The sequence below is a fragment of the Streptomyces sp. WAC 01529 genome, assembly GCF_003945545.1.
GTDB lineage: Bacteria > Actinomycetota > Actinomycetes > Streptomycetales > Streptomycetaceae > Streptomyces > Streptomyces anatolicus.
Map to the genome: position 1 here is coordinate 7,465,572 of NZ_CP029617.1, position 24,744 is coordinate 7,490,315.

General features: G+C 71.8%; 20 protein-coding genes and 1 pseudogene. 13 read left to right on the forward strand and 8 right to left on the reverse strand.

The genetic code is table 11. From position 1 onward, the window contains the following. The first annotated feature begins 96 nt into the window (after positions 1 to 96). From DMA15_RS33125 to DMA15_RS33145, 5 genes are all read left to right on the forward strand, one after another. Complete coding sequence (locus DMA15_RS33125) at positions 97 to 2,088, forward strand: Xaa-Pro dipeptidyl-peptidase (protein WP_125516365.1); 1,992 nt, start codon at positions 97 to 99, stop codon at positions 2,086 to 2,088. Next, positions 2,085 to 3,365, forward strand: a complete 1,281-nt coding sequence (locus DMA15_RS33130) for a M14 family metallocarboxypeptidase (RefSeq protein ID WP_125516366.1) — start codon at positions 2,085 to 2,087, stop codon at positions 3,363 to 3,365. The genes DMA15_RS33125 and DMA15_RS33130 overlap by 4 nt, the downstream gene beginning before the upstream one ends. 134 nt (positions 3,366 to 3,499) lie before the next feature. After that, the gene (locus tag DMA15_RS33135; RefSeq protein WP_125518165.1) at positions 3,500 to 5,191 is read left to right on the forward strand and encodes a BCCT family transporter; all 1,692 of its coding nucleotides are present in this window, start codon (positions 3,500 to 3,502) and stop codon (positions 5,189 to 5,191) included. A 233-nt stretch (positions 5,192 to 5,424) separates the two neighbouring features. Beyond that, a complete protein-coding gene (locus DMA15_RS33140; RefSeq protein WP_125516367.1) occupies positions 5,425 to 6,468 on the forward strand; it encodes an oxidoreductase in 1,044 nt (347 codons plus the stop codon). 478 nt (positions 6,469 to 6,946) lie between these two features. Then, positions 6,947 to 8,605, forward strand: a complete 1,659-nt coding sequence (locus tag DMA15_RS33145; protein ID WP_125516368.1) for an ABC-F family ATP-binding cassette domain-containing protein — start codon at positions 6,947 to 6,949, stop codon at positions 8,603 to 8,605. A gap of 19 nt (positions 8,606 to 8,624) precedes the next feature. Here DMA15_RS33145 and DMA15_RS33150 read toward each other — a convergent pair whose 3' ends face one another. The 3 genes from DMA15_RS33150 to DMA15_RS33155 all read right to left on the reverse strand — a co-directional run bounded on the left by DMA15_RS33150 (position 8,625) and on the right by DMA15_RS33155 (position 12,363). After that, positions 8,625 to 11,069 carry a Tex family protein gene (locus DMA15_RS33150; protein WP_125516369.1) on the reverse strand — a complete coding sequence of 815 codons (2,445 nt, stop codon included), beginning with the start codon at positions 11,067 to 11,069 and terminating at the stop codon, positions 8,625 to 8,627. 66 nt (positions 11,070 to 11,135) lie between these two features. Further along, entirely contained in the window at positions 11,136 to 11,312 is a 177-nt protein-coding gene (locus DMA15_RS36870; protein ID WP_164551878.1) for an LPFR motif small protein, read from the reverse strand. A gap of 160 nt (positions 11,313 to 11,472) precedes the next feature. Next, positions 11,473 to 12,363, reverse strand: coding sequence for a hypothetical protein (locus DMA15_RS33155; protein WP_125516370.1), 891 nt, complete (start codon positions 12,361 to 12,363; stop codon positions 11,473 to 11,475). Between the two features lie 145 nt (positions 12,364 to 12,508). Between DMA15_RS33155 and DMA15_RS33160 the strand changes: the two genes are divergently transcribed. Together DMA15_RS33160 and DMA15_RS33165 are read left to right on the forward strand one after the other, a co-directional pair. After that, complete coding sequence (locus DMA15_RS33160; protein WP_125516371.1) at positions 12,509 to 13,516, forward strand: GlxA family transcriptional regulator; 1,008 nt, start codon at positions 12,509 to 12,511, stop codon at positions 13,514 to 13,516. A 15-nt stretch (positions 13,517 to 13,531) separates the two neighbouring features. After that, positions 13,532 to 14,164: a DJ-1/PfpI family protein gene (locus DMA15_RS33165; RefSeq protein ID WP_125516372.1), complete on the forward strand. Its 633-nt coding sequence runs from the start codon at positions 13,532 to 13,534 to the stop codon at positions 14,162 to 14,164. Positions 14,165 to 14,201: 37 nt separating this feature from the next. Here the strand turns inward: DMA15_RS33165 and DMA15_RS33170 are convergent, their stop codons facing one another. After that, entirely contained in the window at positions 14,202 to 14,957 is a 756-nt protein-coding gene (locus DMA15_RS33170) for an enoyl-CoA hydratase-related protein (protein ID WP_125516373.1), read from the reverse strand. A 171-nt stretch (positions 14,958 to 15,128) separates the two neighbouring features. Between DMA15_RS33170 and DMA15_RS33175 the strand changes: the two genes are divergently transcribed. Then, positions 15,129 to 15,764, forward strand: a complete 636-nt coding sequence (locus tag DMA15_RS33175) for a DUF308 domain-containing protein (protein WP_125518166.1) — start codon at positions 15,129 to 15,131, stop codon at positions 15,762 to 15,764. Between the two features lie 129 nt (positions 15,765 to 15,893). Next, the gene (locus DMA15_RS33180; RefSeq protein ID WP_125518167.1) at positions 15,894 to 16,454 is read left to right on the forward strand and encodes an ATP-binding protein; all 561 of its coding nucleotides are present in this window, start codon (positions 15,894 to 15,896) and stop codon (positions 16,452 to 16,454) included. 6 nt (positions 16,455 to 16,460) lie between these two features. On the opposite strand, the gene idi is transcribed toward DMA15_RS33180, so the two are convergent. The 4 genes and pseudogenes from idi to galE all read right to left on the reverse strand — a co-directional run bounded on the left by idi (position 16,461) and on the right by galE (position 20,054). Continuing rightward, entirely contained in the window at positions 16,461 to 17,054 is a 594-nt protein-coding gene (gene idi, locus DMA15_RS33185) for an isopentenyl-diphosphate Delta-isomerase (RefSeq protein ID WP_125516374.1), read from the reverse strand. A 116-nt stretch (positions 17,055 to 17,170) separates the two neighbouring features. Then, positions 17,171 to 17,914: pseudogene (locus DMA15_RS33190) on the reverse strand (class I SAM-dependent methyltransferase); the annotation flags it as partial. A 38-nt stretch (positions 17,915 to 17,952) separates the two neighbouring features. Next, positions 17,953 to 18,891 (reverse strand): cation diffusion facilitator family transporter, encoded by a 939-nt coding sequence (locus DMA15_RS33195; protein WP_125516376.1) that lies wholly within the window; start codon positions 18,889 to 18,891, stop codon positions 17,953 to 17,955. Positions 18,892 to 19,070: 179 nt separating this feature from the next. Then, entirely contained in the window at positions 19,071 to 20,054 is a 984-nt protein-coding gene (galE, locus tag DMA15_RS33200; protein ID WP_125516377.1) for a UDP-glucose 4-epimerase GalE, read from the reverse strand. A 333-nt stretch (positions 20,055 to 20,387) separates the two neighbouring features. On the opposite strand from galE, the gene DMA15_RS33205 reads away from it, so the two are divergent. From DMA15_RS33205 to DMA15_RS33220, 4 genes are read left to right on the forward strand one after another with little or no spacing between them, the layout of a single operon-like run. Continuing rightward, positions 20,388 to 22,199, forward strand: a complete 1,812-nt coding sequence (locus DMA15_RS33205) for a DUF5941 domain-containing protein (protein WP_125516378.1) — start codon at positions 20,388 to 20,390, stop codon at positions 22,197 to 22,199. Then, positions 22,196 to 22,933, forward strand: a complete 738-nt coding sequence (locus tag DMA15_RS33210; RefSeq protein WP_125516379.1) for a phosphocholine cytidylyltransferase family protein — start codon at positions 22,196 to 22,198, stop codon at positions 22,931 to 22,933. Before DMA15_RS33205 ends, DMA15_RS33210 begins: the two co-directional genes overlap by 4 nt. Then, complete coding sequence (locus DMA15_RS33215; protein WP_125516380.1) at positions 22,921 to 23,985, forward strand: iron-containing alcohol dehydrogenase family protein; 1,065 nt, start codon at positions 22,921 to 22,923, stop codon at positions 23,983 to 23,985. The genes DMA15_RS33210 and DMA15_RS33215 overlap by 13 nt, the downstream gene beginning before the upstream one ends. Next, the gene (locus tag DMA15_RS33220; RefSeq protein WP_125516381.1) at positions 23,963 to 24,742 is read left to right on the forward strand and encodes a CDP-alcohol phosphatidyltransferase family protein; all 780 of its coding nucleotides are present in this window, start codon (positions 23,963 to 23,965) and stop codon (positions 24,740 to 24,742) included. The genes DMA15_RS33215 and DMA15_RS33220 overlap by 23 nt, the downstream gene beginning before the upstream one ends. Positions 24,743 to 24,744 lie beyond the last annotated feature (2 nt).

The window sequence follows — 24,744 nt, forward strand, 5'->3', positions numbered from 1 at the left end:
GCCATTCGGCCGACATGTACCTGGTTGTCCCACGGACCTTTCGAGGAATGCCCGGCCCTCTGTCGCACGGGAGTTCCCCGGTGTACCTTCCGCGCCATGCCGATACGTGCGCGACGCACCCGCCTCCTCTGGAGATCGCTGCTGACGGTGGCCCTGGCCGCCCTGATGGCCACACTCATGTCCCCCGGCGCGGCGCGCTCGGCCGCCGAGAGCCCGCGCGCGCCGAGCGAGGCCCCCCGGGCCCCGGGGGAGAGCAGGCCCACGTACTCGTACAAGGACGCGATACGCGAATCCATATGGGTCGACACCAGGATCGACGGCGACGCGGACGGCAGGACCGACCGCGTCGCCGTCGACATAGTCCGCCCCCGCGAACTCGACCGCACCGGCCGCCGCATACCGGTCATCATGGACGCGAGCCCGTACTACGCCTGCTGCGGACGCGGCAACGAGAGCCAGAAGAAGACGTACGACGAGAACGGCGACCCCGTACGCCTCCCGCTCTACTACGACAACTACTTCGTGCCCCGCGGCTACGGCTACGTCGCCGTCGACCTCACCGGAACGAGCCGCTCCGACGGTTGTGTCGACGTCGGGGGCCGCTCCGACGTCCACTCCGCCAAGGCCGTCGTCGACTGGCTGAACGGCCGCGCCCGCGGCTACACGAGCCGCACCGGCGACGAACGCGCCCGTGCCTCCTGGAGCAACGGCAGGACCGGCATGATCGGCAAGAGCTACGACGGCACCATCGCGCAGGGCGTGGCCGCCACCGGAGTGCGAGGCCTCAAGACCATCGTGCCGATCGGCGCCATCTCCTCCTGGTACGACTACTACTTCGCCAAGGGAGCCCCGCTCTTCGGCAGCGGCCCCGCCGGCCTCGCGAACGCCGTGCAGAGCCCCGAGGCCCGCGCCCGCTGCGGCGCCGTGCAGCGGCGCCTGATCGACGGGGCGCCCCGCAGCGGCGACTGGACGCCCCTGTGGAGCGAGCGCGACCACGTCCCCGACGCCGACAAAGTGCGGGCCAGCGTCTTCGTCGTCCACGGCATGCAGGACCTGAACGTACGCACCAAGCACTTCGGCCAGTGGTGGGACGCCCTCGCCGAGAACGGCGTCGAGCGCAAGATCTGGCTCGGCCAGGCGGGCCACGTCGACCCCTTCGACTTCCGCCGCGCGCACTGGGTACGCACCCTGCACCGCTGGTTCGACCACGAACTCCTCGGCTACGACAACGGCATCGACCGCGAACCGATGGCCGACATCGAGCGCGCCCCCGACCGCTGGACCACCGACCGCGTCTGGCCCCCGCGCACCACGGACACCGTCGAGCTCCGCCCCGCCAAGGGCACCTCACCCGGCGTCGGCACCCTCGGCACACGCCCCGGCAAGGGCACCGAGACCTTCACCGACGACCGGCGGCTGAGCGAGACCGACTGGGCCGAGCGCATCCACACCTCCACGCCCGCCAAGGCCGGCTTCGTCACCCGGCCGCTCGCCCGCGACCTGCGCCTCTCCGGCTCCTCGAAGGTCACGGTCACCGCGACCCCGACCACCCGCACCGCCCACCTCTCCGCGGTCCTCGTCGACCTCGGACCCGACACGATCCGCGACTACGCCCACGACGACGAGGGCATCGTCACGCTCCCCGACCGCGACTGCTGGGGCGCGAGCACCACGGGCGACAGCGCCTGCTTCAAGAAGACGAGGGCGAAGACCACCGCCGTCGACTACACGATCTTCAGCCGCGGCTGGGCCGACCTCGGCAACTGGGCCGACGCCGAGCGCGGCCGCCCGCTCACCCCGGGCAAGCCCCACACCATCACCCTCGATCTCGCCGCGAGCGACCACGTCGTACCCAAGGGCCACCGCCTCGCGCTGATCGTCGCGGGCACCGACAAGGGCCTCGTCGAACCGCCCGCCGACACCCCGACGCTCACCCTCGACCTGGCCCGCACCTACGCGAAGGTGCCGCTGGTCGGCGGCGCGAAGGCGTTCACCACCTCCACCACCGTCACCCCCCGCGCACCCCGTCTCGACGGCGTGGCCCCGCCGCGTCCGCTCAACCCCCTCCCGGGAGGCAGCACTTCATGACCCCGCGCATCCGCACCCTGGCGCTGGCCTGCGCCACCGCCGCGCTCGCCGCGCCACTCCTGACGGCGCCCGCCCAGGCGACGCCGACCCCGCCGCGTACCGGATTCGAGGAGACCGACGGCGCCCGCTGGACCACCCAGGCCGAGGAGCACGAGCTCCTGTCCACCGTGGACAAGGCGAGCGCGCGGATCTCCGTCTCCCGCGTCGGCACCACCAAGCAGGACCGCCCCCTGCGCCTCGTCCGCGTCGCGGAACGCCCCACGAAGAACACCGTGCTGCTGATCTGCAGCCAGCACGGCGACGAACCGTCGGGCCGCGAGGCCTGCCTGTCGACGGTCCGGGACCTCGCGTACGCCAAGGACAGGAAGACCCAGCGGTTCCTGCGGCGGACCACGCTCCTCGTCGTCCCCACGGCCAACCCGGACGGCCGCGCCGCCGACACCCGGGGCAACTCCGACGGCGTCGACATCAACCGCGACCACATCGCCCTCAAGACCGCCGAGGGCCGCGCCCTTGCCGCCGTGATCCGCGATCACAGGCCGGACGTCATCTACGACCTGCACGAGTACGGCTCGACCCCCAAGTACTACGACAAGGACCTCTTCGACCTCTGGCCGCGCAACCTCAACACCGACGAGGCGGTGCACGAGGAGGCCAGGACCCTGTCGAAGGCGTACGTACGCCCGGCCGCCGAGGCCGACGGGTACACCACGGGCACCTACGGCATCTGGACCGACCCCGTCACCGGCGAGCCCATCAAGCAGACCGCGGGGGACGGCCAGGAACGCATCCTGCGCAACGTCTCCGGCATCAAGCACGCGGCGGGCCTGCTCATAGAGAGCCGCGTCGACCCCCTCACCGAGGCGGAGAGGAAGGACGAGGCGCTCAACGACCGCCGCCGCGTGAAGTCCCAGGCCTCCGCGCTGGAAGGCCTCTTCACGTACGCGGACGAACGGCGCGAGCGCCTGGAGCGCGCCACCGCCGCGGCCCGCGCCGAGGGCCACCGCGACCGCGGCCCGGTCTACCTCGGCGGCGCCGACAACGACCCCGCCGAGCCGAACGAAATCATCGAGAACCCGCCCTGCCGCTACCGCCTGGACGCCGCCCAGTACGCCGACATCAAGGACGAACTGGCGCTGCACGGAGTGACGGTGAAGCGCCACAAGTCCGGCGCGTACGTCCCGCTGCGGCAGTCCGCACGGGCCCTCATACCGCTCCTGCTCGACGAACGTGCGCCGTATCACATGGTCACAGCTCGACCCGACATGGACTGTTGAGGGCCTGAGATGCGCGTCACATGTGGTAGGGGGTAGCGGAGAACAAAGTCTCGACGTAATCGACCCCTTGAAAGGTGTCACCTGTGACGCAGGATCAGCGACAAGCGGACGACGGGGGAGGGTCGCGGGAAATCATGGCGCCCGCCCCCGGCGGCCGGTCCCCGAGCACGGACCGGGTGGTGTTCGGCGTGACCGCCGGGCTCACCCTGGCGTTCGTGGTCTGGGGCGCGGTGGCGACGGACTCGCTCAAAGATATCTCCACGGACATGCTCAACGGCCTGATGCACAACGGCGGTTGGTTCTTCATGCTGACCGCCAGCGGGTTCGTGGTCTTCGCGCTCTGGCTGGCCGTCAGCCGGTACGGGAAGATCACCCTCGGAAAGGAGGGTGAGGAACCGGAGTTCCGCACCGTCTCCTGGGTCGCCATGATGTTCAGCGCCGGTATGGGCATCGGCCTGATGTTCTACGGAGTGAGCGAGCCCCTGGCCCACTTCACCTCGCCGCCGCCGGGCACCGACCCGGCCGACTCGGCCGCGGCGATGGAGACGTCCATGGCCACCACCCTCTTCCACTGGACGCTCCACCCGTGGGCGATCTACGCGGTCGTGGGTCTCGCCATCGCGTACAGCACCTTCCGGCGCAACCGGCGCCAGACCATCAGCGCCGTCTTCGAGCCGCTCATCGGCAAGAAGCACGCGCGCGGCACCTGGGGCCGGGTCATCGACATCCTGGCCATCTTCGCCACTCTCTTCGGCTCGGCCGCCTCGCTGGGCCTCGGCGCCCTGCAGATCGGCAGCGGCATCGAGGTGCTCGACTGGATGGAGGACGCCGGCACCGGTCTGCTCGTCGTGATCATCGGCGTACTGACCCTGGCCTTCGTGGCATCCGCCGTCTCCGGGGTGGAGAAGGGCGTCCAGTGGCTGTCCAACATCAACATGGTGCTCGCGCTGCTCCTTGTCGTGTTCGTCTTCATCGCGGGCCCCACCGTCATCATGCTCGACATGCTGCCGACGTCGATCGGCGCCTACCTCAACGACCTGCCGCAGCTCATCGGCCGCACCGAGGCCTCCAGCGGCAAGGGCGTCGCGGAGTGGCTGAGCGGCTGGACGGTCTTCTACTGGGCCTGGTGGATCTCCTGGACGCCCTTCGTCGGCATGTTCATCGCGCGGATCAGCCGCGGCCGTACGATCCGTCAGTTCGTCGGCGGCGTCATGCTGGTGCCGAGCACGGTCAGCCTCATCTGGTTCGCGGTGTTCGGCGGCAGCGCCATGACCGTCGCGGACCGGGGCGGCCTCAAGGGCGAGACGACCCCGGAGGCGCAGCTCTTCGGCCTGCTCCACGAGTACCCGATCGCCACGGTCACCAGCCTCCTCGTGATGATCCTCGTGGGCATCTTCTTCGTCTCGGGCGCCGACGCCGCGTCGATCGTCATGGGCACGCTCTCCCAGCGGGGCGCACTCGAACCGGGCAGGTTCGTCGTGATCTTCTGGGGCATCGTGACCGGCGCCGTGGCGGCGATCATGCTGCTGATCGGCGACGGGTCGGACGACGCGCTCACGGGTCTGCGCAACCTCACCATCCTGGTCGCGGCGCCCTTCACGCTCGTGATGATCGGCATGTGCGTCTCCCTCATGCGGGACCTGCGCCACGACCCGCTGATCGTCCGCGGCGAGCACGGCACGGAAGCCGTCGAGAAAGCCGTGATCGCGGGCCACGAGCAGTACGACGGTGACTTCGAGATCCGTATCGGCCCCGCCCAGGACGACGACGGTGACGGCGGCGGCGACGGCCCGGAAAGGGACAACGACCCGGTCAAGACCGGCTGAGGCTCCCCGCAGGACCCGGAGGGCGGCGCGCTCGGCAGGCGCGCCGCCCTCCGCGCGTTCCCACCCGCCCGGCGGGTCCCGCCCGTCCAGCCGGCTCTGCACGGGTACGCCCTCGACCGCGCGTACGCAGCGACACGCGTCCGGGGCCGTGGCGGGCACACCGGCCGGGAGCGCACGCGGCGAAATGTGTCATGCCGTGCTCACATCACCCCTCCGCTGGGGATACTCACAGCATGTCTGCCGAGTACGCGACCTTCGGTCTGGCACCGGCCATGCGAGCCGGTGGAGTTCTCGCCAACGGTGACTTCCAAGTCCACCGCGATTTCGTCGACTTCATCGTGAACGGGCGCCCCCTCCTCTTCCAGCTCTGCGACCTCGACGCCGTGTCGCCGCTGGCCGCCGACATCCCGCCCGCCATCTTCACGGCACACGTCCGCAGGCTCCTCCTGGAGGCCCGGGCACCGCTGCGCGACGGGCGGTACGTCATCTACGGCTGCCCCGAGTGCGAGGCCCTGGAGTGCGGCGCGGTCACGGCGGTGATCGAGAAGGCGACCGACGGCGGTGACGACTTCATCTGGCGCGACTTCGCCTGGCAGACGGCGGAACCCGCCGACCTGGAACTCAACGGCTACCACGGCATAGGGCCGTTCCGCTTCCGCGGCGCCCAATACCGCGAGGCGCTCGGCCGGTTGCTCGCCACCGACGCGTCGCAGGCCCGCCGCCGGGTCCTGCTGATCGGCGCCCGCGTCGCGCTCCTCGCCAAGCTGGCGGCGGCCCTGCGCACGATCGGCATCGGCGCGGAGATCGCCGCCGACGCGGCGGGGGTGCCGCCTGATGAGCTGCGTACGTACGGAGCCGTCGCGTTCGGCCGCGCGGTCCCCGAGGAGACCCGGCGCTCCGTGCGCGCGGCGTTCGAGGGTGCCGGGATCGAGGTCGCCTACGTGGACGGCCTCGCGCCGATAGTCCCGCTCCTGGTCGCCCAGATCGAGTACGCGCTGGACCGCAGCCCGCGGGAGCAGCGCCGCCTCACCCACCTCGCCGCGTGCCGGGACGCGGCGCGGCTCCAGGTCACCTCGACGTGCCGGGTCCAGCTGATCACGTACCGGGTGGACCGCCTCTCCCGCGCCCACGTCCACGAGGTCTTCGACGAGGTCCTGGAGGCGGGGGAGCACCGGGTGCCACTGGCGGGGAAGGTGACGAAGGGTGACTCGTACGTGGTGGCCCGAACGGCCACGAGCGTCCTCGTCACGCCCACGACCCCTTCCCCGCCGCTGTAGCGACCCGGCCTGCGGCCCGGCGGGCGGAACGCTTCAGCTCCTTCTCCCCGCCGTCGGGGCGGCCCTGTCCCGCCGCTCCGCGGCGGATGCTCCCCCACCCGGTACCGGGTGGTGTGCCGTAGGGGCATCTCGCGCACCGGCCGAGTGCCGTACGGGTGGGGGCGGGTGGGTGGGGAACTCCCCCGCAATACAGGGGGACGGGCACGCCCGGCGGGTCACTCCCACCGGCCCGCGGCCGCGCACACACCGGAGGGGACGTGGGGGTATGTGCGAGCGCAGCACAGTGGACCCCAGTAACCGAGCCGAAGCAACAGACGCCCACACCGAGATGGCGAGCACGCACATACCCCCGCGGCCCCGCCCTCCAGACGAAGCCAAGGCGAGACCGAGCCCAAGGCGCCCCCGCCGCCCAAGGCGAGCCCCGCCCAAGGCGCCCCCGCCAGCCAAGGCGCCCCCCACCCGTAGAATGACCCCCCTGATGACCGCAACCCTCGTCGCCAAAGCCCTCACCGCCGCCCACGGCGACCGCACCCTCTTCGAAGCCCTGGACCTCGTCGTCGCCCCCGGCGACGTCATCGGCCTGGTGGGCGCCAACGGCGCCGGCAAGTCCACCCTCCTGCGGCTGCTCGCCGGCCTGGACACCCCCGAGGGGGGAGAGCTGAGGCTGTCGCCCCCGGGCGCCTCCGTGGGCCACCTGCCCCAGGAGCCCGACCGCCACCCGGGCGAGACGATCCGCGCGTTCCTGGCCCGCCGCACCGGCGTCGCGGAGGCCCAGCGGATCATGGACGAGGCCACCCAGGGGCTCGTGGACGGAGCCCCCGGCGCGGACGACGCGTACGCGGACAGTCTGGAGCGCTGGCTGGCCCTCGGCGGCGCCGACCTCGACGAGCGCGCCGAGGAGGTCACGGCCTCCCTCGGCCTGACCGTCGGCCTCGACCAGGAGATGACCTCGCTCTCCGGAGGCCAGGCGGCCCGCGCCGGCCTCGCTTCCCTCCTGCTCTCCCGCTACGACGTGTTCCTCCTGGACGAGCCGACCAACGACCTCGACCTGGCGGGCCTGGACCGCCTGGAGAGCTTCGTGAAGGGCCTGCGCGCGGGCACGGTCGTCGTCAGCCACGACCGCGAGTTCCTCAGCCGCACCGTCACCAAGGTCCTCGAACTCGACCTGGTCCAGCAGCAGATCAACCTCTACGGCGGCGGCTACGACGCGTATCTGGAGGAGCGCGAGGTGGCCCGCCGCCACGCCCGGGACGAGTTCGAGGAGTACGCCGACAAGAAGTCGGCGCTCCAGGGCCGCGCCCAGATGCAGCGCTCCTGGGCGGACAAGGGCGTCAAGAACGCCCGCCGCAAGGCCGCCAAGGCGGGCGGCGGCGACAACGACAAGATCGGCCGCAACTTCCGCGCCGACGCCAGCGAGAAGCAGGCCGCCAAGGCCCGCCAGACGCAGCGCATGATCGAGCGCCTGGACGTCGTCGAGGAGCCCCGCAAGGAGTGGGAGCTGCGCATGGAGATCGCGGCGGCGCCCCGCTCGGGCGCGGTCGTGGCGAGCCTGCGCGACGCGGAGGTGCGCCGGGGCGACTTCACCCTGGGCCCCGTCACGCTCCAGATCGACTGGGCGGACCGCGTCGCGATCACCGGCGCGAACGGCTCGGGCAAGTCGACCCTGCTCGGCGCCCTCCTTGGCCGTGTCCCCCTGGACGCGGGCCACGCGACCCTCGGCTCGGGTGTGCTCGTCGGCGAAGTCGACCAGGCCCGCGCCCTGTTCCACGGTGAGGAGTCCCTGCTCGACGCGTTCTGCGCGGCCGTGCCGGAGACCGAGCCGGCGGAAGTCCGCACGCTGCTCGCCAAGTTCGGCCTGAAGGCGGAGCACGTGCTGCGCTCCGCGGCGACGCTCTCCCCCGGAGAACGCACCCGCGCCGCCCTCGCCCTGCTCCAGGGCAGGGGCGTCAACCTCCTGGTCCTCGACGAGCCGACGAACCACCTCGACCTGCCCGCGATCGAGCAGTTGGAGGCGGCCTTGGATTCCTACGAGGGCACGCTGCTCCTTGTCACGCACGACCGCCGGATGCTGGACGCGGTCAGCGTGACGCGCCGCCTGGAGGTGACGGAGGGCAGAGTGACCGAGCTGTCACTCTGACCTCCGCCGCCCCGACGGCTCAGCGCTGCTTCGGGTCGACCAGACCGGCCCTGCGCAGCGCCTCGGCCATCACGTCGTTGGCGGGCGGCGGCCCCTGCCGCTGCGGCTTCTGCCCACGCTGCCCCTGACCGGCACCACCGCGCTGTCCCTGAGCAGCACCGCCGCGCTGCCCTTGGCCACCGCGCTGCCCCTGGCCGCCCTGCCCCTGGCGCCGCTGCTGAGGCGGACGCCCACCTCGCTTCGGCTGCTCCCCGCCGGCCTCACCCGAAGGGCTCACCTCGTCGTCCAGACGCAGCGTCAGCGAGATCCGCTTGCGCGGGATGTCGACCTCCATGACCTTCACCTTGACGATGTCGCCCGGCTTGACCACGTCCCGCGGGTCCTTGACGAACGTCTTGGACATCGCGGAGACATGCACCAGGCCGTCCTGGTGGACGCCCACGTCCACGAAGGCCCCGAACGCGGCCACGTTCGTGACGACACCTTCGAGCACCATCCCCGTGGCCAGGTCGGAGATCTTCTCGACGCCGTCCTTGAAGGTCGCCGTCTTGAAGGCCGGTCGCGGGTCGCGCCCGGGCTTCTCCAGCTCCTTGAGGATGTCGGTGACGGTGGGCAGACCGAAGGCATCGTCCACGAACTCGTCCGGCTTCAGCGCGCGCAGCGCCGCCGTGTTGCCGATCAGCGAGGAGACCTCGCCGCCCACCGACTTCACCATCTTGCGCACCACCGGATAGGCCTCCGGGTGCACGCTGGAGGCGTCCAGCGGGTCGTCACCGCCACGGATGCGCAGGAAGCCCGCGCACTGCTCGTACGCCTTGGGGCCGAGCCGCGACACGTCCTTGAGACCCTTGCGGCTCTTGAACGGGCCGTTCGCGTCGCGGTGCGCCACGATGTTCTCCGCGAGGCCCGCGCCAATGCCGGAGACCCGGGCGAGCAGCGGGGCGGACGCGGTGTTCACGTCCACGCCCACGCCGTTCACACAGTCCTCCACGACCGCGTCCAGCGAGCGCGACAGCTTCACTTCCGACAGGTCGTGCTGGTACTGGCCGACGCCGATCGACTTGGGGTCGATCTTCACCAGCTCGGCGAGCGGGTCCTGGAGCCGCCGCGCGATGGAGACCGCGCCGCGGATCGAGACATCGAGGTCCGGCAGCTCCTGCGAGGCGAACGCCGACGCGGAGTACACGGAGGCGCCCGCCTCGGAGACCATCACCTTCGTGAGGTTCAACTCCGGGTGCTTCGTGATGAGTTCGGCCGCGAGCTTGTCGGTCTCGCGGGACGCCGTGCCGTTGCCGATCGCGATCAGATCGACCGCGTGCTCCTTGGCGAGCCTCGCGAGCGTGGCGAGGGACTGGTCCCACTTGTTGGCGGGGACGTGCGGGTGGATCGTGTCGGTCGCCACGACCTTGCCGGTGGCGTCGACGACGGCGACCTTCACACCCGTACGGAAACCGGGGTCGAGGCCGAGCGTCGCGCGCGTGCCCGCGGGCGCCGCGAGGAGCAGGTCGCGCAGGTTCGACGCGAAGACCCGCACCGCCTCGTCCTCGGCGGCCGTACGCAGCCGCAGCCGCAGGTCGATGCCGAGGTGGACGAGGATGCGGGTCCGCCAGGACCAGCGCACCGTGTCCTTGAGCCACTTGTCGCCCGGGCGGCCCCGGTCGGAGATGCCGAAGCGCTGGGCGACGATCCCCTCGTACGAAGACGGGCCTTCCGTGGCCTCCTCGGGCTCCAGGACGAGGTCGAGGACCTCCTCCTTCTCGCCGCGCAGCATGGCGAGGACGCGGTGCGAGGGCAGCTCCTTGAAGGGCTCGGCGAAGTCGAAGTAGTCGGCGAACTTGGCGCCCGCCTCCTCCTTGCCCTCGCGGACCTTCGCGGCGAGCCGGCCGCGCGTCCACATGCGCTCGCGCAGCTCGCCGATGAGGTCGGCGTCCTCCGAGAACCGCTCGGCGAGGATGGCGCGCGCCCCGTCCAGGGCGGCCTGCGGGTCCGCGACGCCCTTGTCGGCGTCCACGAACGCGGCCGCGGCGGCGTGCGGGTCCACGCTCGGGTCGCAGAGCAGCCCGTCCGCCAGCGGTTCGAGGCCCGCCTCGCGGGCGATCTGCGCCTTGGTGCGCCGCTTCGGCTTGAACGGCAGGTAGATGTCCTCCAGGCGGGCCTTGGTGTCGGCCTCGCGGATCCGCGCCTCGAGGTCGTCGGTGAGCTTGCCCTGCTCACGGACCGAGTCGAGGATCGCGGCGCGCCGCTCCTCCAGCTCCCGCAGATAGCGCAGCCGCTCCTCGAGCGTGCGCAGCTGCGCGTCGTCGAGCATCTCGGTCGCTTCCTTGCGGTAGCGCGCGATGAAGGGCACCGTCGAACCGCCGTCGAGCAGGTCGACGGCGGCCTTCACCTGCCGCTCCCGCACGCCGAGTTCCTCGGCGATCCTGCCTTCGATGGACGAGGGAGTGGACGTCTTCAAAGCTGCCACGTTCCGGTACCGCCTTCTCGCTGGGGTTGCCGGGCAATTGTGGCAGGTGGCACCGGCAGCGGCGGATCAGACCCGGCGGGCCCGCCCCGCCCGGCCGGAACGCCGGCCGGAGCCCCGGCCGCCCCGCCTCGCGGAACTGGAGGCTCCGCCGAACAGCCGGGCGAGCGCCCGGAACGGCAGGGTGACGACGGTGGCGAGGGCGCCGCCGATCTGACGCAGGATGTCCGCGATGGCACGGAACATAGGGATTCCCCTTTCGTCTCCCGGCGCTGCCATGACGGCGGCCAGGAGACGGACGGGTACCTCGGAGCGGCGCTGCCATGCCGAAAGCCGCCCTCAGCTTTGCCGGGCGCACTGGCCGCAGCCGCCCTCAGCCTTGCCGAGCAGGCCGGCCGAACCGCCCTCAGCCCTTGCCGAGCAGATCCGCCGGGAACGCCCCCGCCTGCAACGCCGCCCCGATGAACACGGTGCCCAGCTCCGTCAGGCGCTCGACGCCCGCCGCGCCCAGATGTTCGTAGGGCGCCCGGTCCAGACGGTCCGTGCGCGCCTCGATGTCCCGGCGCAGTGCCACCCCGTCCTCGGTCAACTCGCCCTCGCCGTCGAGCAGTCCGCGCCCGCGCAGCCGCTCCTCGGCGGCGTCCCACTCCTGCTGGGTCCAGCCGCGGGTGGAGAAGACCCACTTCGGGGCGATGCCCTTGCCGGTGGCCGTGTGGGTCACCAGCGCTTCCAGACCGTCGAGCCCGGCGTCGAGCAGCACGGTCAGGTGTCCGTCGCCGCGGTGCTCGCGCAGCAGCGTGGCCGCGTGCCAGTACGCGAGGTGCGGCTCCTCGGGGACCGGCAGGTCGGCGTGGGCCGAGTACAGGGGGCGCGCGGTACGGGTACAGGCCTCGGCGGCGCGCAGCGCGAGCCCCGCTGCTTCCGCCATCTCCGCGCAGGCCACGGCCTCCTCCCCGAGCACCCGGCGCAACGTCGCGTCGACGGCGCGCAGGCGTGCGCCGAGGACCTCCTCGGGGCCCGCGATGTTCCACACCTCGGGCACATGCGCGGCGACCAGGTCGTGCTTGTAGTTGTAGAAGGCGGCGGTCACGACACCGGCGCCGACGGGGCCCATCGCGGCCGCGCGCACGGCGAAGTTGACGGCACTGGGGTGGGTGATCCCCAGCTGGGCCATCTCCCGCGTCACATCCGACGAGAAGTAGTGCGTCGAGTGCAGGGAGTTGAGCACGCTGTGACAGCGGCGTCCCGCGCGCGGGTGCAGCGCGGAGTCCGAGGGCGAGGTCGTCGAAGAGGTCATGGGGGCACGATACCTACTGGTTGGTATGGCGTCTGCGGGGCGACCGCACGCCAAGACGCCAGGACCCCATATCCAGACCCCCATGGCAGAAAAGGTGGGGCGCTCGTCATTGCGGCCATCCCCCCGGGAGCCAAGAATCGAGGGCATGGAGCAGCGAACCGTCCTGGTCGTCCTCTTCGAAGGCGTTCAGAGCCTCGACGTCACGGGCCCCGTGGAGGTCTTCACGGGCGCGACGCACTGCCTTCCCGACCCCGCCGACGGATACCTCGTCCGCACCGCCTCCATGGACGGGAAGCCCGTACGGACGTCCAGCGGCCTCACCCTCGTCCCGGACCACGCGATGCCCGACGCCCCCGTCCCGCACACCCTGCTCGTCCCGGGCGGCATCGGCACCCGCCCGCCGGACCCGGAGCTGATCGACTGGCTGCGCACCCACGGCCCCCGGGCACGGCGCCTGGTCTCGGTCTGCACCGGCGCCATCCGCCTCGCCGAGGCGGGCCTGCTGGAGGGCCGCCGGGCGACGACGCACTGGGCGTACTGTGCCAAGCTCGCCCAGGACCACCCGGGCGTCGAGGTCGACCCGGACCCGATCTACGTACGCGACGGCCATGTCGCCACGTCCGCCGGGGTCACCGCCGGGATCGACCTCGCCCTGGCTCTCGTGGAGGAGGACCTGGGCCGCGACGTGGCACTCACCGTCGCCCGCTACCTGGTCGTCTTTCTGCGACGGCCGGGCAACCAGGCGCAGTTCAGCGTCCAGCTCGCCGCGCAGACCGCGCGGCGCGAGCCCCTGCGCGAGGTCCAGCAGTGGATCACCGAGCACCCGGCCGACGACCTGTCGGTCGAGACGCTCGCCGCCCGCGCCCGCCTCTCACCCCGCCACTTCGCCCGCGCCTTCCAGGCCGAGACCGGCCTGACACCGGGCAAGTACGTCGAGCGCGTCCGCGTCGAGCACGCGCGCCGCCTCCTGGAGGACACCTCCGACGGGGTGGAGGAGGTCTCGCGCGCCTGCGGCTACGGCACACCGGAGACCATGCGCCGCGCCTTCATCAGGGCGCTCGGCGCGGCGCCCGCGGAGTACCGCCGCCGCTTCCACCCCGCCCCCGCGCCCCCTCCGAAGAACAGCGCACCCACCACTCACGCCCACCGGTAACCGATAGGGGACACCATGCAGATCGCCATCGCCCTGTACGAGCGCTTCACCGTCCTGGACGCGATAGGGCCGTACCAGACGCTGTACGGCCTGCCCGGCGCCGAGACCGTCTTCGTGGCCGAGAAGGCGGGCCCCGTGCGCGACGACGGCGGCAACCTCTCCCTCCTCGCCGAGAAGACCTTCGACGAGGTCCGGCGCCCGGACATCGTGGTCGTCCCCGGCGGTCCCGGCCAGAGCGACCAGATGGAGAACGAGGCGCTCCTCGGCTGGCTCCGCGCCGTCGACGCCACCACGACCTGGACGACCTCGGTGTGCACCGGTTCGCTGGCGCTTGCCGCCGCGGGTCTCCTCAAGGGCCGCCGCGCCACCTCGCACTGGCTCGCCCTGACCGAACTGGACCGCCTCGGCGTCCGTTCGACGGGGGAGCGGGTCGTCTTCGACGGCAAGTACGTCACGGCGGCGGGCGTCTCCGCGGGCATCGACATGGGGCTCACCCTGGCCGGCAAGATCGCGGGCGACGAGCACGCGCAGACCGTACAGCTCCTGACGGAGTACGACCCGCAGCCGCCCTACGACGCCGGGTCCCCGGAGAAGGCGCCCGCGCACATCGTGGCGAGGTTCCGCGACGGCAGCCGCTTCGATCAGTAGCGGCCGCCCGGCCCGGGCGGGCGCTGCGCTCGCAGGTTCACCCGGCGGGGGCGCTCCACGTGAAGCGCGGCTGCCTGCGCTCCAGGAACGCGGCGACGCCCTCCGCGGTGTCGCCGTCGACGCGGGCCTGCTCGGCCGCCCAGTACGCGTCCCGGTCGGTGCGCCCCGCGGTGAACTCCTTGGCCGCCGCCTGCGTCAGCTGTGAGCGCGACGCGAGGACGCGGGTGAACTCCGCCACCCGCTTGTCGAGGCCGTCCGCGGGCAGCACCTCGTCCACGAGGCCGGTCCGCAGCGCCCGCTCCGCGCCGATCAACTCACCCGAGAAGAGGAGGTACTTGGCGGTGGCGGGGCCCACCAGCGACACCAGGCGCCGGGTGGACGACGCCGGATAGACGATCCCGAGCTTCGCGGGCGTGACCCCGAACGAGGCGTCCTCGTCCGCGAAGCGCAGATCGCACGCCCCGGCCAGCTGGCAGCCGCCGCCCACGCAGTAACCGCGCACCGCGGCGAGCGTCGGCTTGGGGAAGCCCGCGATCGCCTCCTCGGCCCGCACCGCCAGCTCCTGCGCCTCCTCGGGAGCCTGCCGCAGCGAGGAGATGTCCGCGCCCGCGCAGAACGTGCCGCCCTCCCCGGTGAGCACCACGGCGCGGACGGCCGGGTCGGCGGCGAGCCCCGCGAACAGCGTCGGCACCTGACGCCACATCCGCGCGGTCATGGCGTTGCGCTTGGCCGGATGGTCGATGACGACGGTGGCGACGCCGTCCGTGACGGTGTGCCTCAGCTGCGGCTCCATGCGCCGGATGCTATCCGCACCCCTCGAACGTACGATCAAGAAGGGGGCGATCCGCAAGACCTGACGAGCCCGCGAGGCCCGCAAGGTCTGAGAGCCCGCAAGGCCGCGAGGCCTGAGAGCACGGAGGCGCTGATGGCCAGACGCAGGGACGCCAAGGACGCCAGGGACGCGATGTCCGCCCGGTCCGCCGGGCCCGCGAGCGGCACCGCCGGGCCCCGGGGCGCCCGCCTCAGCCGCAGCTTCGGCTGGCTCGCGCTGCTGGGCGTGATCCTGGCGGTCGCCGGGATCGTCGGCCTCGTCTACGTGGGCGTGGCCACACTGACCTCGATGCTGCTGTTCGGCTGGCTCCTGCTGGTCGGCGGGCTCGTCGGCCTGCTGCACGCCGTCCAGTCGCGGGGCAGCAACTTCTTCTGGCTCGGCGTGGTGGTCGCGGCGCTCAATCTCGCCGCGGGCGTCGTGATCATCCGCAGGCCCGAGGTGGCGGCGGAGGCGCTGACCATGTTCGCGGCGCTGCTCTTCCTGACCGGCGGCGTGTTCCGCCTGGTCGGCAGTCTGGTGGTGCGCGGTCCGCAGTTCGCCCTGACGCTGCTGCAAGGCGCCTTCGGCCTGCTCATCGGCGTCCTGGTCCTCGCCGAGTGGCCCAGCAGCAGTCAGTACGTCATCGGCTGCTTCTTCTCCCTGGCACTGCTCTTCGACGGCCTCGGACTGATCGCCACCGGCATCGGCGGCCGCCGCATCGTGAGCCTCGTACAACCTGAAGAAGCCTCGGAAGCACCACGAGGCGGGCAGGACCAGTCGCACATCTGACGCTGTCATACGCCCGCGATCAAATTCCGCCGATAATCGCTGACTTCTGGTCAGTGGCGCGGTCCGAACCAGTGCGTTCCCAACACTCGATGTGTGGTGACAATCGAGCGCGAGGGCGGCGACCGGACGATGGCGAACGACGGGAGGGGGCCCGGCCCGCTCCCCAGGGGCGACGGACAGGCGCCGTACGAAGACGGGCAGGTGCCGTACGCGGGCCGACAGGCCCCGTATCAGGACCGACAGACGCCGTACGAAGTCGGACAGGCGCCGTACGAAGGGGTGTGGCGCTTCACCGCCCCCGCCGTCGACGCCTCCGTGCCCCAGGCACGGCACGCGGTGCGGGACCTGCTGGCCCGGCAGGGAGTACCGACGTCGGACGACCTCACCCAGGGGCTGCTGCTCATCGTCTCCGAGCTGGTGACCAACGCGGTGCGCCATGCCGCCCTGCTCTCGCCGATGCTCGCCGTGGAGGTCGCGGTCGGCGCCGAGTGGGTGCGGGTCTCCGTCGAGGACGACCATCCGTACCGCCCGACGGCGCTGGAGGCGGACCACGGGCAGACGGGCGGCCGCGGACTGCTCATCGTCCGCGAGATCACGCAGGAGGCGGGCGGCGCCTGCGACGTCGAGCACACCGCGAGCGGGGGCAAGGTCATCTGGGCGGCCCTGCCCCTGAAGCCCACCTCCGGATAGAGGCTCCTACCAGCCGGCCGAGGGCCCGGTCAGCTCCTTGATCGCGGGCCGCGCCGCGTCAAGGACGGTCATGAACCACGCGGAGAACGGCCCCTTCTCGTGCCGGGCCCTCAGCTCCTCGGCCGTCACGAACGCGGTCTCGCCGACCTCGGAGGCGTCCGGGCGCAGCGGCGACTGGACCATCCCGACGAAGAGGTGGTTGAACTCCTGCTCCACCAGGCCCGACTCCGGGTCCGGGTGGTTGTAGCGCACGGTGCCCGCCTCGGCGAGCAGTGAGGGGGAGACCCCCAGCTCCTCGTACGTGCGCCGGGCGGCCGCGGCGAACGGCGCCTCGCCCGGGTAGGGGTGGCCGCAGCAGGTGTTCGACCAGACGCCGGGGGAGTGGTACTTGCCGAGCGCGCGCTGCTGGAGCAGCAGCCGGCCCTGCTCGTCGAAGAGGAAAACGGAGAACGCCCGGTGCAGCTGCCCGGGCGCCTGATGCGCGGAGAGTTTCTCCGCTGTGCCGATCGTCCTGCCGTCCTCGTCGACGAGTTCCAGCAAGATCGCTTCTCCGGTGCCGTTCGACGAGCTGTTCGCCGCGGTGGCAGGTGTGATCGGCATACCCATCCTTCGCTTTGGTTCGAGCCTCAAGTCTGCCGTACGTTCCGGGCACTCCAGGTACTCCGGGACCCGCATGTCCCGGCGCGCGGAAGCACGACGGGACTCGATCAGGAGCTTGCGGGCCGCAGCACGTAACCCGTGTAACCGAACTCCGAGCCGTGCTCGCGGCGCATCGCGATCTCCTCGCGCGTGGCGGCGAGCGCCTCGGCCATCCCGGGCGCGTCGGGGTCCGCGGCGTCCGCGCGGGCGGCCAGCGGGCCGTAGTACTCGTCCCAGTCGGACTCGGGCTGGGGGTACACGCCGAGCACGGAGTATCCGGCGCCGGTGGCGGCCCGCACGTTCTCCTCGCTCGTACGCAGTGTGTAGTGCTGCTCCCAGAAGGCGCGCGCGGCGGCGGACGGCTCGGCGGTCGTCCACTCGCACTCGGTGACCACGAGCGCCCCGCCGGGCGCGAGCAGGCGCCGCCAGGTGCGCAGGGCGGTGTCGAAGCCGATGCTGTAGGCCGAGCTTTCCGCCCAGACGAGGTCGAACGAACCGTCCGGACAGGGGAGTTCGGCCATGTCGGCCTTGACCGTGGTGATCGATCCGGCGAGCCCGCGCGCGTCGGCGGACGCACGCAGCTCGTCGAGGAACGGCTCGTGCAGATCGACCGCGGTCACCTCCGCGCCGGTCTCGGCGGCGAGCAGGAGCGCGGCACGGCCGGGCCCGCAGCCCAGGTCGAGCACGCGCGGCCGCTCGGGCAGCCCGCCCGCGAGCGAGAGCAGCCGGCGGGTGGTGTCGTCGGAGCCGGGGCCCTGCCGCGGCAGGCCGTGGTGCAGGGCGAAGAAGGCGTCAGCGACGGAGGAGGAGTTGTCGGTCAACGTGGGAAACCTTTGGGTCGGAAGTGGGAGTGAACCGTTCAGTGGCAGAGCTTCGCCTCGTGCTCCGCGTGCCCGCTCGGTTCCAGCTGGAACGTGCAGTGCTCCACGTCGAAGTGGTCGCCGAGGCAGCCCTGGAGCTCGTGCAGCATCTTCTCGTGGCCGATCGAGTCGAGGGTGTCGGAGCCCACGACGACGTGGGCGGAGAGCACGGGCATGCCCGAGGTGATCGTCCAGGCGTGCAGGTCGTGGACCTCCTCGACGCCCGGCAGGGCGAGTATGTGGGCCCGCACCTCCGCCATGTCAACGCCCTTGGGGGCCGACTCCAGCAGGACGTTCAGGGTCTCCTTCAGGAGTTTGACCGTACGCGGCACGATCATGACGCCGATGATGAGCGAGGCGATCGGGTCCGCGGCCTGCCAGCCGGTGAGCATGATCACGGTCGCCGAGACGATGACCGTCACCGAGCCCAGGGTGTCCGCCACCACCTCCAGGAACGCGCCCCGCACATTGAGGCTCTCCTTCTGGCCGCGCATCAGCAGCGACAGCGAGATCATGTTCGCGACCAGACCGAAGGCGCCGAAGAAGACGGCGAGGCCGCCCTGGGTGTCGGCGGGGGTGATGAACCGCTCGACGGCTTCGTAGAGGACGTAGCCGCCCACGCCGAGCAGCAGCAGGCAGTTGGCGAGCGCCGCGAGTATCTCGGCGCGGGCGTAACCGAAGGTGCGGTTCTCGGTGGGCGGCCTGTTCGCGAAGTGGATGGCGAGCAGGGCCATGCCGAGCCCCAGCGCGTCCGTCGCCATGTGCGTCGCGTCCGCGATGAGCGCCAGCGAATCCGCCATGATGCCGCCCACGATCTGGGCGAACATCACGGTGATCGTGATGGCGAGCGCCACCCGGAGCCGCCCCTTGTAGGCGTTGGCCGCCGTACCCGTGGCCGGTGCCCCGTGCGTGTGTCCGTGATCGTGCCCAGCCCCCATGGAGCCCGCCTCCCGCGTCGGTCGTCGTTCTGCTGTTCGGTCGTCGCGCGACCACAGTGAACTACGGGTGGGGGGTACCTGGCAACGCGGCACTGAACACCGTTGTCATCTGCTCTGACCTGCGAAAATGGCAATGATTGCCGACTGGGGAAGCGGTGCAGGTCAGCGCCTCGCGACGATCACCGACGCCCCGCGCCGGGGTGGTGCAGACACCATCCCGCCCACGCCGACTCGACCATCTCGCGCACCCCGCGCCGCGCCGTCCAGCCCAGCTCGTCGGCGGCCAGCCGAGCGTCGGCCACGGCACGCGGCGCGTCACCGGCGCGCGCGGGCTCGACGAGCGCCGGGCGGCGGTCACCGCTCACCTCGCCGATCAGCTCGATCAGTTCGCGCACGGAAACACCCTCCCCCCGGCCGATGTTCACCGTCAGATCGCCCTCGGCGCCGCCCGCGAGCCGCCGGGCCGCCGCCAGGTGTGCCTCCGCGAGGTCGGACACGTGGATGTAGTCGCGTACGCAGGTGCCGTCCGGAGTGGGGTGGGTGTCGCCGAAGATGCGGGGCGCCTCGTCGCGGGTGAGGCGGTCGAAGACCATCGGGATCACGTTGAAGACGCCGGTGTCCGCCAGCTCGGGGGCCGCGGCGCCCGCCACGTTGAAGTAGCGCAGGCACACCGTCGCGATGCCGTGCGCCCGCCCGGCCGCCCGCACCAGCCACTCCCCGGCGAGCTTCGTCTCGCCGTAGGGGCTGACCGGCGCGCAGGGAGTGTCCTCCCCGACGAGCTCCACATCGGGCGGGTTGCCGTACACCGCGGCCGACGACGAGAACACGAACCGCCGCACGCCCGCCTCGGCCACCGCTTCGAGCAGTGTCGTCAGGCCGCCCACGTTCTCCCGGTAGTAGCGCGACGGCTGCTCCACCGACTCGCCGACCTGCTTGCGCGCCGCGAGGTGGACCACGCCCGTGACCTCGTGCTCGGCGAGGACCTGGCGCACCAGGCCGCCGTCGAGAGCGGAGCCCTTGATGAGGGGTATGTCCGCGGGCAGCCGCCGCGGCACTCCCGAGGAGATGTCGTCCAGTACGACGACGTCCTCCCCGGCGCCGGCCATGACCCGCGCCACATGTGCCCCGATATATCCGGCCCCGCCGGTGATCAGCCATGTCATGGGCGCCCACCCTAAGGGCCCGCGCCGCAACTCCCTAAGCGAGCGCTATGCGGGCAAGCCGGGCACGAGACGGGCGCGGTTTGGAGGGGCGGCCCCCCATCCACCATGATGATCGTGAAGGCCGAGGCCCTCGCAGGCCGCCCTGAGAGCCTGTGTCATCACCCCGGCCGGGGTACGACAAAGGCTCTATCGGGGCGTGAACGGGTGGTGAACGCCCGCTTCTCATCATCCGATAGCCTCTGCCGACGTGCCGCCCGGCCGCCATGGCCAGGGGCGCCCCCCTTACGCACGTGCCCGGCGCGAGCCGCGCCGGGAATCAAGGAGTGAGTTCGTCTGTCGACCGCCATCCTCACCGGTCAGCCGGTCCCCGGGTCGCCGCTCGAAGGTGATCTGCGGTCCCTCGGCTTCGACGTGCGGGGCGCCTCCGACGCGGCGGACGCCGAGACGCTGCTCGCCGCCGTACCGGGCGACCAGCGGGTCGCCGTCGTCGACGCGCGCTTCGTCGGTCACGTCCACGCCCTGCGCCTGGCCCTCACCGACCCCCGCTTCGCCGCCTCGGCGGTACCCGGCGCCGTCACCGCCAAGCCGGAGGCCCGCACGGCCCTGACGCGCGCGCTGCGGGCGAGCGCCTCCACCGGCGGCGTCCTCACCCTCGACGCGCTCCCGGACTCCATCGCCGCCGCCATGGAGGCCGAGACCTCCGAGGACACGGTCGTGCACCGTCCCGAACTCGGCACCCTCGTCGCCACCGTCCCCACCGACCCCCAGACGCGCAACGAAGCGCGGCAGGCCGTCGCCGCCGTCGACGACGAGGCCGTACGCCTGCGCACCGCGGTCAAGTCGCGGGACGGCTTCTTCACGACGTACGCCATCAGCCCGTACTCCCGCTACCTCGCCCGCTGGTGCGCCCGCCGGGGCCTGACCCCGAACCAGGTCACCACCGCCTCGCTGCTCACCGCCCTGATCGCGGCGGGCTGCGCGGCCACCGGCACCCGCGGCGGGTTCGTCGCGGCGGGCCTGCTGCTGATCCTCTCGTTCGTCCTGGACTGCACGGACGGGCAGCTCGCCCGCTACTCCCTGCGGTACTCGACGCTCGGCGCCTGGCTGGACGCCACGTTCGACCGCGCCAAGGAGTACGCCTACTACGCGGGCCTCGCACTCGGCGCGGCCCGCGGTGGCGACGACGTATGGGCGCTCGCGCTCGGCGCGATGGTGCTCCAGACCTGCCGGCACGTCGTCGACTTCTCCTTCAACGAGGCGAACCACGACGCCACCGCCAACACCAGCCCCACCGCGGCCCTCTCCGACAAGCTCGACAGCGTCGGGTGGACGGTCTGGGTGCGCCGGATGATCGTGCTGCCCATCGGTGAGCGCTGGGCGATGATCGCCGTGCTCACCGCGGTCACCACCCCGCGCCTCACCCTCGTCGTCCTGCTCATCGGCTGCGCGCTCGCCGCCTGCTACACCACCGCCGGCCGCGTCCTGCGCTCGCTGACCCGCAAGGCCACCCGCACCGACCGCGCCGCGACGGCGCTGGCCGACCTCGCCGACAACGGCCCCCTGGCCTCGGCGTTCGCCGCCCTCCGGCCGCGGGTGACCTGGCTGCGCCCCGCCCCGGTGCTCGCCTTCCTCGGCGGCGCCGGGCTCGTCGGCACGGCGCTGGCCAACCCCTACGGCAGCCCCGTGGTCGTGGCCGCCGCCGCGCTGTACATCGCCCTGTCGGGCCTCGCCCTGATCATGCCCCTCAAGGCCCCCCTCGACTGGCTGGTCCCGCCGTTCTTCCGCGCCGCCGAATACGGCACGGTCCTGGTACTGGCGGCCAAAGCCGAGGTGAACGGGGCGCTTCCGGCGGCTTTCGGGCTGGTGGCCGCGGTCGCCTACCATCACTACGACACGGTGTACCGCATCAAGGGCGGCACCGGCGCGCCGCCGGCCTGGCTGGTGCGCGCGATCGGCGGCCAGGAGGGCAGGGCCCTCGTGGTCGCCCTGGCCGCGGCCCTGCTGTCACCCGCAGATTTCACCGTCGCGCTCACGGCACTCGCCGTGGCCGTGGCACTCGTGGTGCTCGTCGAGAGCATCCGCTTCTGGGTCGCCGCTGAGAAAAAGGGCGCACCCGCCGTACACGATGAAGGAGAACCCGCATGATCGGCCTCGTGCTGGCGGCCGGCGCCGGACGGCGTCTTCGCCCTTACACGGACACGCTGCCCAAGGCCCTGGTGCCCGTCGACGGCGACACCACCATCCTCGACCTGACGCTCGGCAACTTCGCCGAGATCGGTCTCACCGAGGTCGCGATCATCGTCGGCTACAAGAAGGAGGCCGTCTACGAGCGCAAGGCGGCGCTCGAGGCGAAGTACGGCCTCAAGCTGACCCTGATCGACAACGACAAGGCCGAGGAGTGGAACAACGCCTACTCCCTGTGGTGCGGCCGTGACGCCATCAAGCACGACGTGATCCTCGCCAACGGCGACACCGTGCACCCGGTCTCCGTCGAGAAGACGCTGCTTGCCGCGCGCGGCAACGGCCAGAAGATCATCCTCGCCCTCGACACGGTGAAGCAGCTCGCCGACGAGGAGATGAAGGTCATCGTCGACGCCGACAAGGGCGTCCAGCGCATCACCAAGCTCATGGACCCGGCCGAGGCCACCGGTGAGTACATCGGCGTCACCCTCATCGAGGGCTCCGCCGCCGACGAGCTGGCCGACGCCCTGAAGACCACCTTCGAGCGCGACCCCGACCTCTACTACGAGGACGGCTACCAGGAGCTGGTCAACCGCGGTTTCAAGGTCGACGTGGCCCCGATCGGCGACATCAAGTGGGTCGAGATCGACAACCACGACGACCTCGCCAAGGGTCGGGAGATCGCGTGCCAGTACTGACGAGGCTCATCCCCTCGCCGGTCGTCGTCGACATCCGGCCGGGGGCGCTCAACGACCTGGCCGGTGTCCTCGCCGACCAGCGGATCTGCTCGTCGACCGGCAAGCTCGCCATCGCCATCAGCGGTGGCTCCGGCGCGGTGCTGCGGGACCGGCTCATGCCGTCGCTGCCCGGCGCCGAGTGGTTCGAGGTGGGCGGCGGCACCCTCGATGACGCCATCAAGCTCGCCGACGCCATGAAGAAGGGCCGCTACGACGCGGTCGTGGGCCTCGGCGGCGGCAAGATCATCGACTGCGCCAAGTTCGCCGCGGCGCGCGTCGGCCTGCCGCTGGTCGCCGTCGCGACGAACCTGTCGCACGACGGCCTCTGCTCGCCCGTCGCGACCCTCGACAACGACGCGGGCCGCGGCTCGTATGGCGTGCCCAACCCCATCGCGGTCGTCATCGACCTCGATGTGATCCGTGAGGCACCCGCGCGTTTCGTGCGCTCGGGCATCGGCGACGCGCTCTCCAACATCTCGGCGATCCGGGACTGGGAGCTGGCCGCCCGCGAGCGCGGCGAGGACATAGACGGCCTGGCGGCCGCCATGGCCCGCCAGGCGGGCGAGGCGGTGCTCCGCCACCCCGGGGGCGTCGGCGACGACGCCTTCCTCCAGGTCCTCGCCGAGGGTCTGGTCCTCACCGGCATCGCGATGTCCGTGTCGGGCGACTCCCGCCCGGCGTCCGGCGCCTGCCACGAGATCAACCACGCCTTCGACCTCCTCCACCCCAAGCGCGCCGCCAGCCACGGCGAGCAGTGCGGCCTCGGCGCGGCCTTCGCGATGCACCTGCGCGGTGCCCGCGAGGAGTCGGCGTACATGGCATCGGTGCTGCGCCGCCACGGCCTGCCCGTGCTGCCGGAGGAGATCGGCTTCACCGTGGAGGAGTTCGTGAAGGTCGTGGAGTTCGCTCCGCAGACCCGCCCGGGCCGCTACACGATCCTGGAACACCTCGACCTGTCCACCGACCAGATCAGGGACGCATACGCCGACTATGCAAAAGCCATCGGTAGCTGAGCTCCGCCCGGTTGTTCACCCCCCGGGGGTGAAGGACCGGCGCAGCGGCGAACACTGGGCCGGCCGGCTCTACATGCGCGAGGTCTCCCTGCGCATCGACCGGCACCTGGTGAACACGCGGGTCACGCCCAACCAGCTGACCTACGTGATGACCGTCGCCGGCGCCCTCGCCGCCCCGGCCCTGCTGGTGCCGGGGATCACGGGCGCCGTGCTCGGCGTGCTCGCGGTCCAGCTCTATCTGCTGCTCGACTGCGTCGACGGCGAGATCGCCCGCTGGAAGAAGCAGTACTCGATGGCGGGCGTCTACCTCGACCGCGTCGCCGCCTACCTGTGCGACGCCGCGGTCCTGGTCGGCTTCGGCTTGCGCGCCGCCGACCTGTGGGGCACCGGGCGCATCGACTGGCTGTGGGCCTTCCTCGGCACCCTGGCCGCCCTCGGCGCGATCCTGATCAAGGCGGAGACCGACCTCGTCGGCGTCGCCCGCCACCAGACGGGCAAGGAGCCGGTCAAGGAGTCGGCGTCCGAGCCGCGCTCCTCCGGCATGGCGCTGGCCCGCAGGGCGGCCGCCGCGCTCAAGTTCCACCGGCTGATCCTCGGCGTCGAGGCGTCCCTGCTGATCCTGGTCCTCGCGATCGTGGACCAGGCCCGGGGCGACCTGTTCTTCTCGCGCGTGGGCGTCGCGGTCCTCGCGGGCATCGCGATGCTCCAGACCCTGCTCCACCTCGTGTCCATCCTCGTATCGAGCAGGTTGAAGTGAAC

What these genes read in the sequence shown, in the direction of transcription:
- DMA15_RS33125 (WP_125516365.1), top strand. Translation starts at nt 97, where the DNA reads ATGCCGATACGTGCGCGACGCACCCGCCTCCTCTGGAGATCGCTGCTG.
- DMA15_RS33130 (WP_125516366.1), top strand. Translation starts at nt 2,085, where the DNA reads ATGACCCCGCGCATCCGCACCCTGGCGCTGGCCTGCGCCACCGCCGCG.
- DMA15_RS33135 (WP_125518165.1), top strand. Translation starts at nt 3,500, where the DNA reads ATGGCGCCCGCCCCCGGCGGCCGGTCCCCGAGCACGGACCGGGTGGTG.
- DMA15_RS33140 (WP_125516367.1), top strand. Translation starts at nt 5,425, where the DNA reads ATGTCTGCCGAGTACGCGACCTTCGGTCTGGCACCGGCCATGCGAGCC.
- DMA15_RS33145 (WP_125516368.1), top strand. Translation starts at nt 6,947, where the DNA reads ATGACCGCAACCCTCGTCGCCAAAGCCCTCACCGCCGCCCACGGCGAC.
- DMA15_RS36870 (WP_164551878.1), bottom strand. Translation starts at nt 11,312, where the DNA reads ATGTTCCGTGCCATCGCGGACATCCTGCGTCAGATCGGCGGCGCCCTC.
- DMA15_RS33155 (WP_125516370.1), bottom strand. Translation starts at nt 12,363, where the DNA reads ATGACCTCTTCGACGACCTCGCCCTCGGACTCCGCGCTGCACCCGCGC.
- DMA15_RS33160 (WP_125516371.1), top strand. Translation starts at nt 12,509, where the DNA reads ATGGAGCAGCGAACCGTCCTGGTCGTCCTCTTCGAAGGCGTTCAGAGC.
- DMA15_RS33165 (WP_125516372.1), top strand. Translation starts at nt 13,532, where the DNA reads ATGCAGATCGCCATCGCCCTGTACGAGCGCTTCACCGTCCTGGACGCG.
- DMA15_RS33170 (WP_125516373.1), bottom strand. Translation starts at nt 14,957, where the DNA reads ATGGAGCCGCAGCTGAGGCACACCGTCACGGACGGCGTCGCCACCGTC.
- DMA15_RS33175 (WP_125518166.1), top strand. Translation starts at nt 15,129, where the DNA reads ATGTCCGCCCGGTCCGCCGGGCCCGCGAGCGGCACCGCCGGGCCCCGG.
- DMA15_RS33180 (WP_125518167.1), top strand. Translation starts at nt 15,894, where the DNA reads ATGGCGAACGACGGGAGGGGGCCCGGCCCGCTCCCCAGGGGCGACGGA.
- idi (WP_125516374.1), bottom strand. Translation starts at nt 17,054, where the DNA reads ATGCCGATCACACCTGCCACCGCGGCGAACAGCTCGTCGAACGGCACC.
- DMA15_RS33195 (WP_125516376.1), bottom strand. Translation starts at nt 18,891, where the DNA reads ATGGGGGCTGGGCACGATCACGGACACACGCACGGGGCACCGGCCACG.
- galE (WP_125516377.1), bottom strand. Translation starts at nt 20,054, where the DNA reads ATGACATGGCTGATCACCGGCGGGGCCGGATATATCGGGGCACATGTG.
- DMA15_RS33210 (WP_125516379.1), top strand. Translation starts at nt 22,196, where the DNA reads ATGATCGGCCTCGTGCTGGCGGCCGGCGCCGGACGGCGTCTTCGCCCT.
- DMA15_RS33220 (WP_125516381.1), top strand. Translation starts at nt 23,963, where the DNA reads ATGCAAAAGCCATCGGTAGCTGAGCTCCGCCCGGTTGTTCACCCCCCG.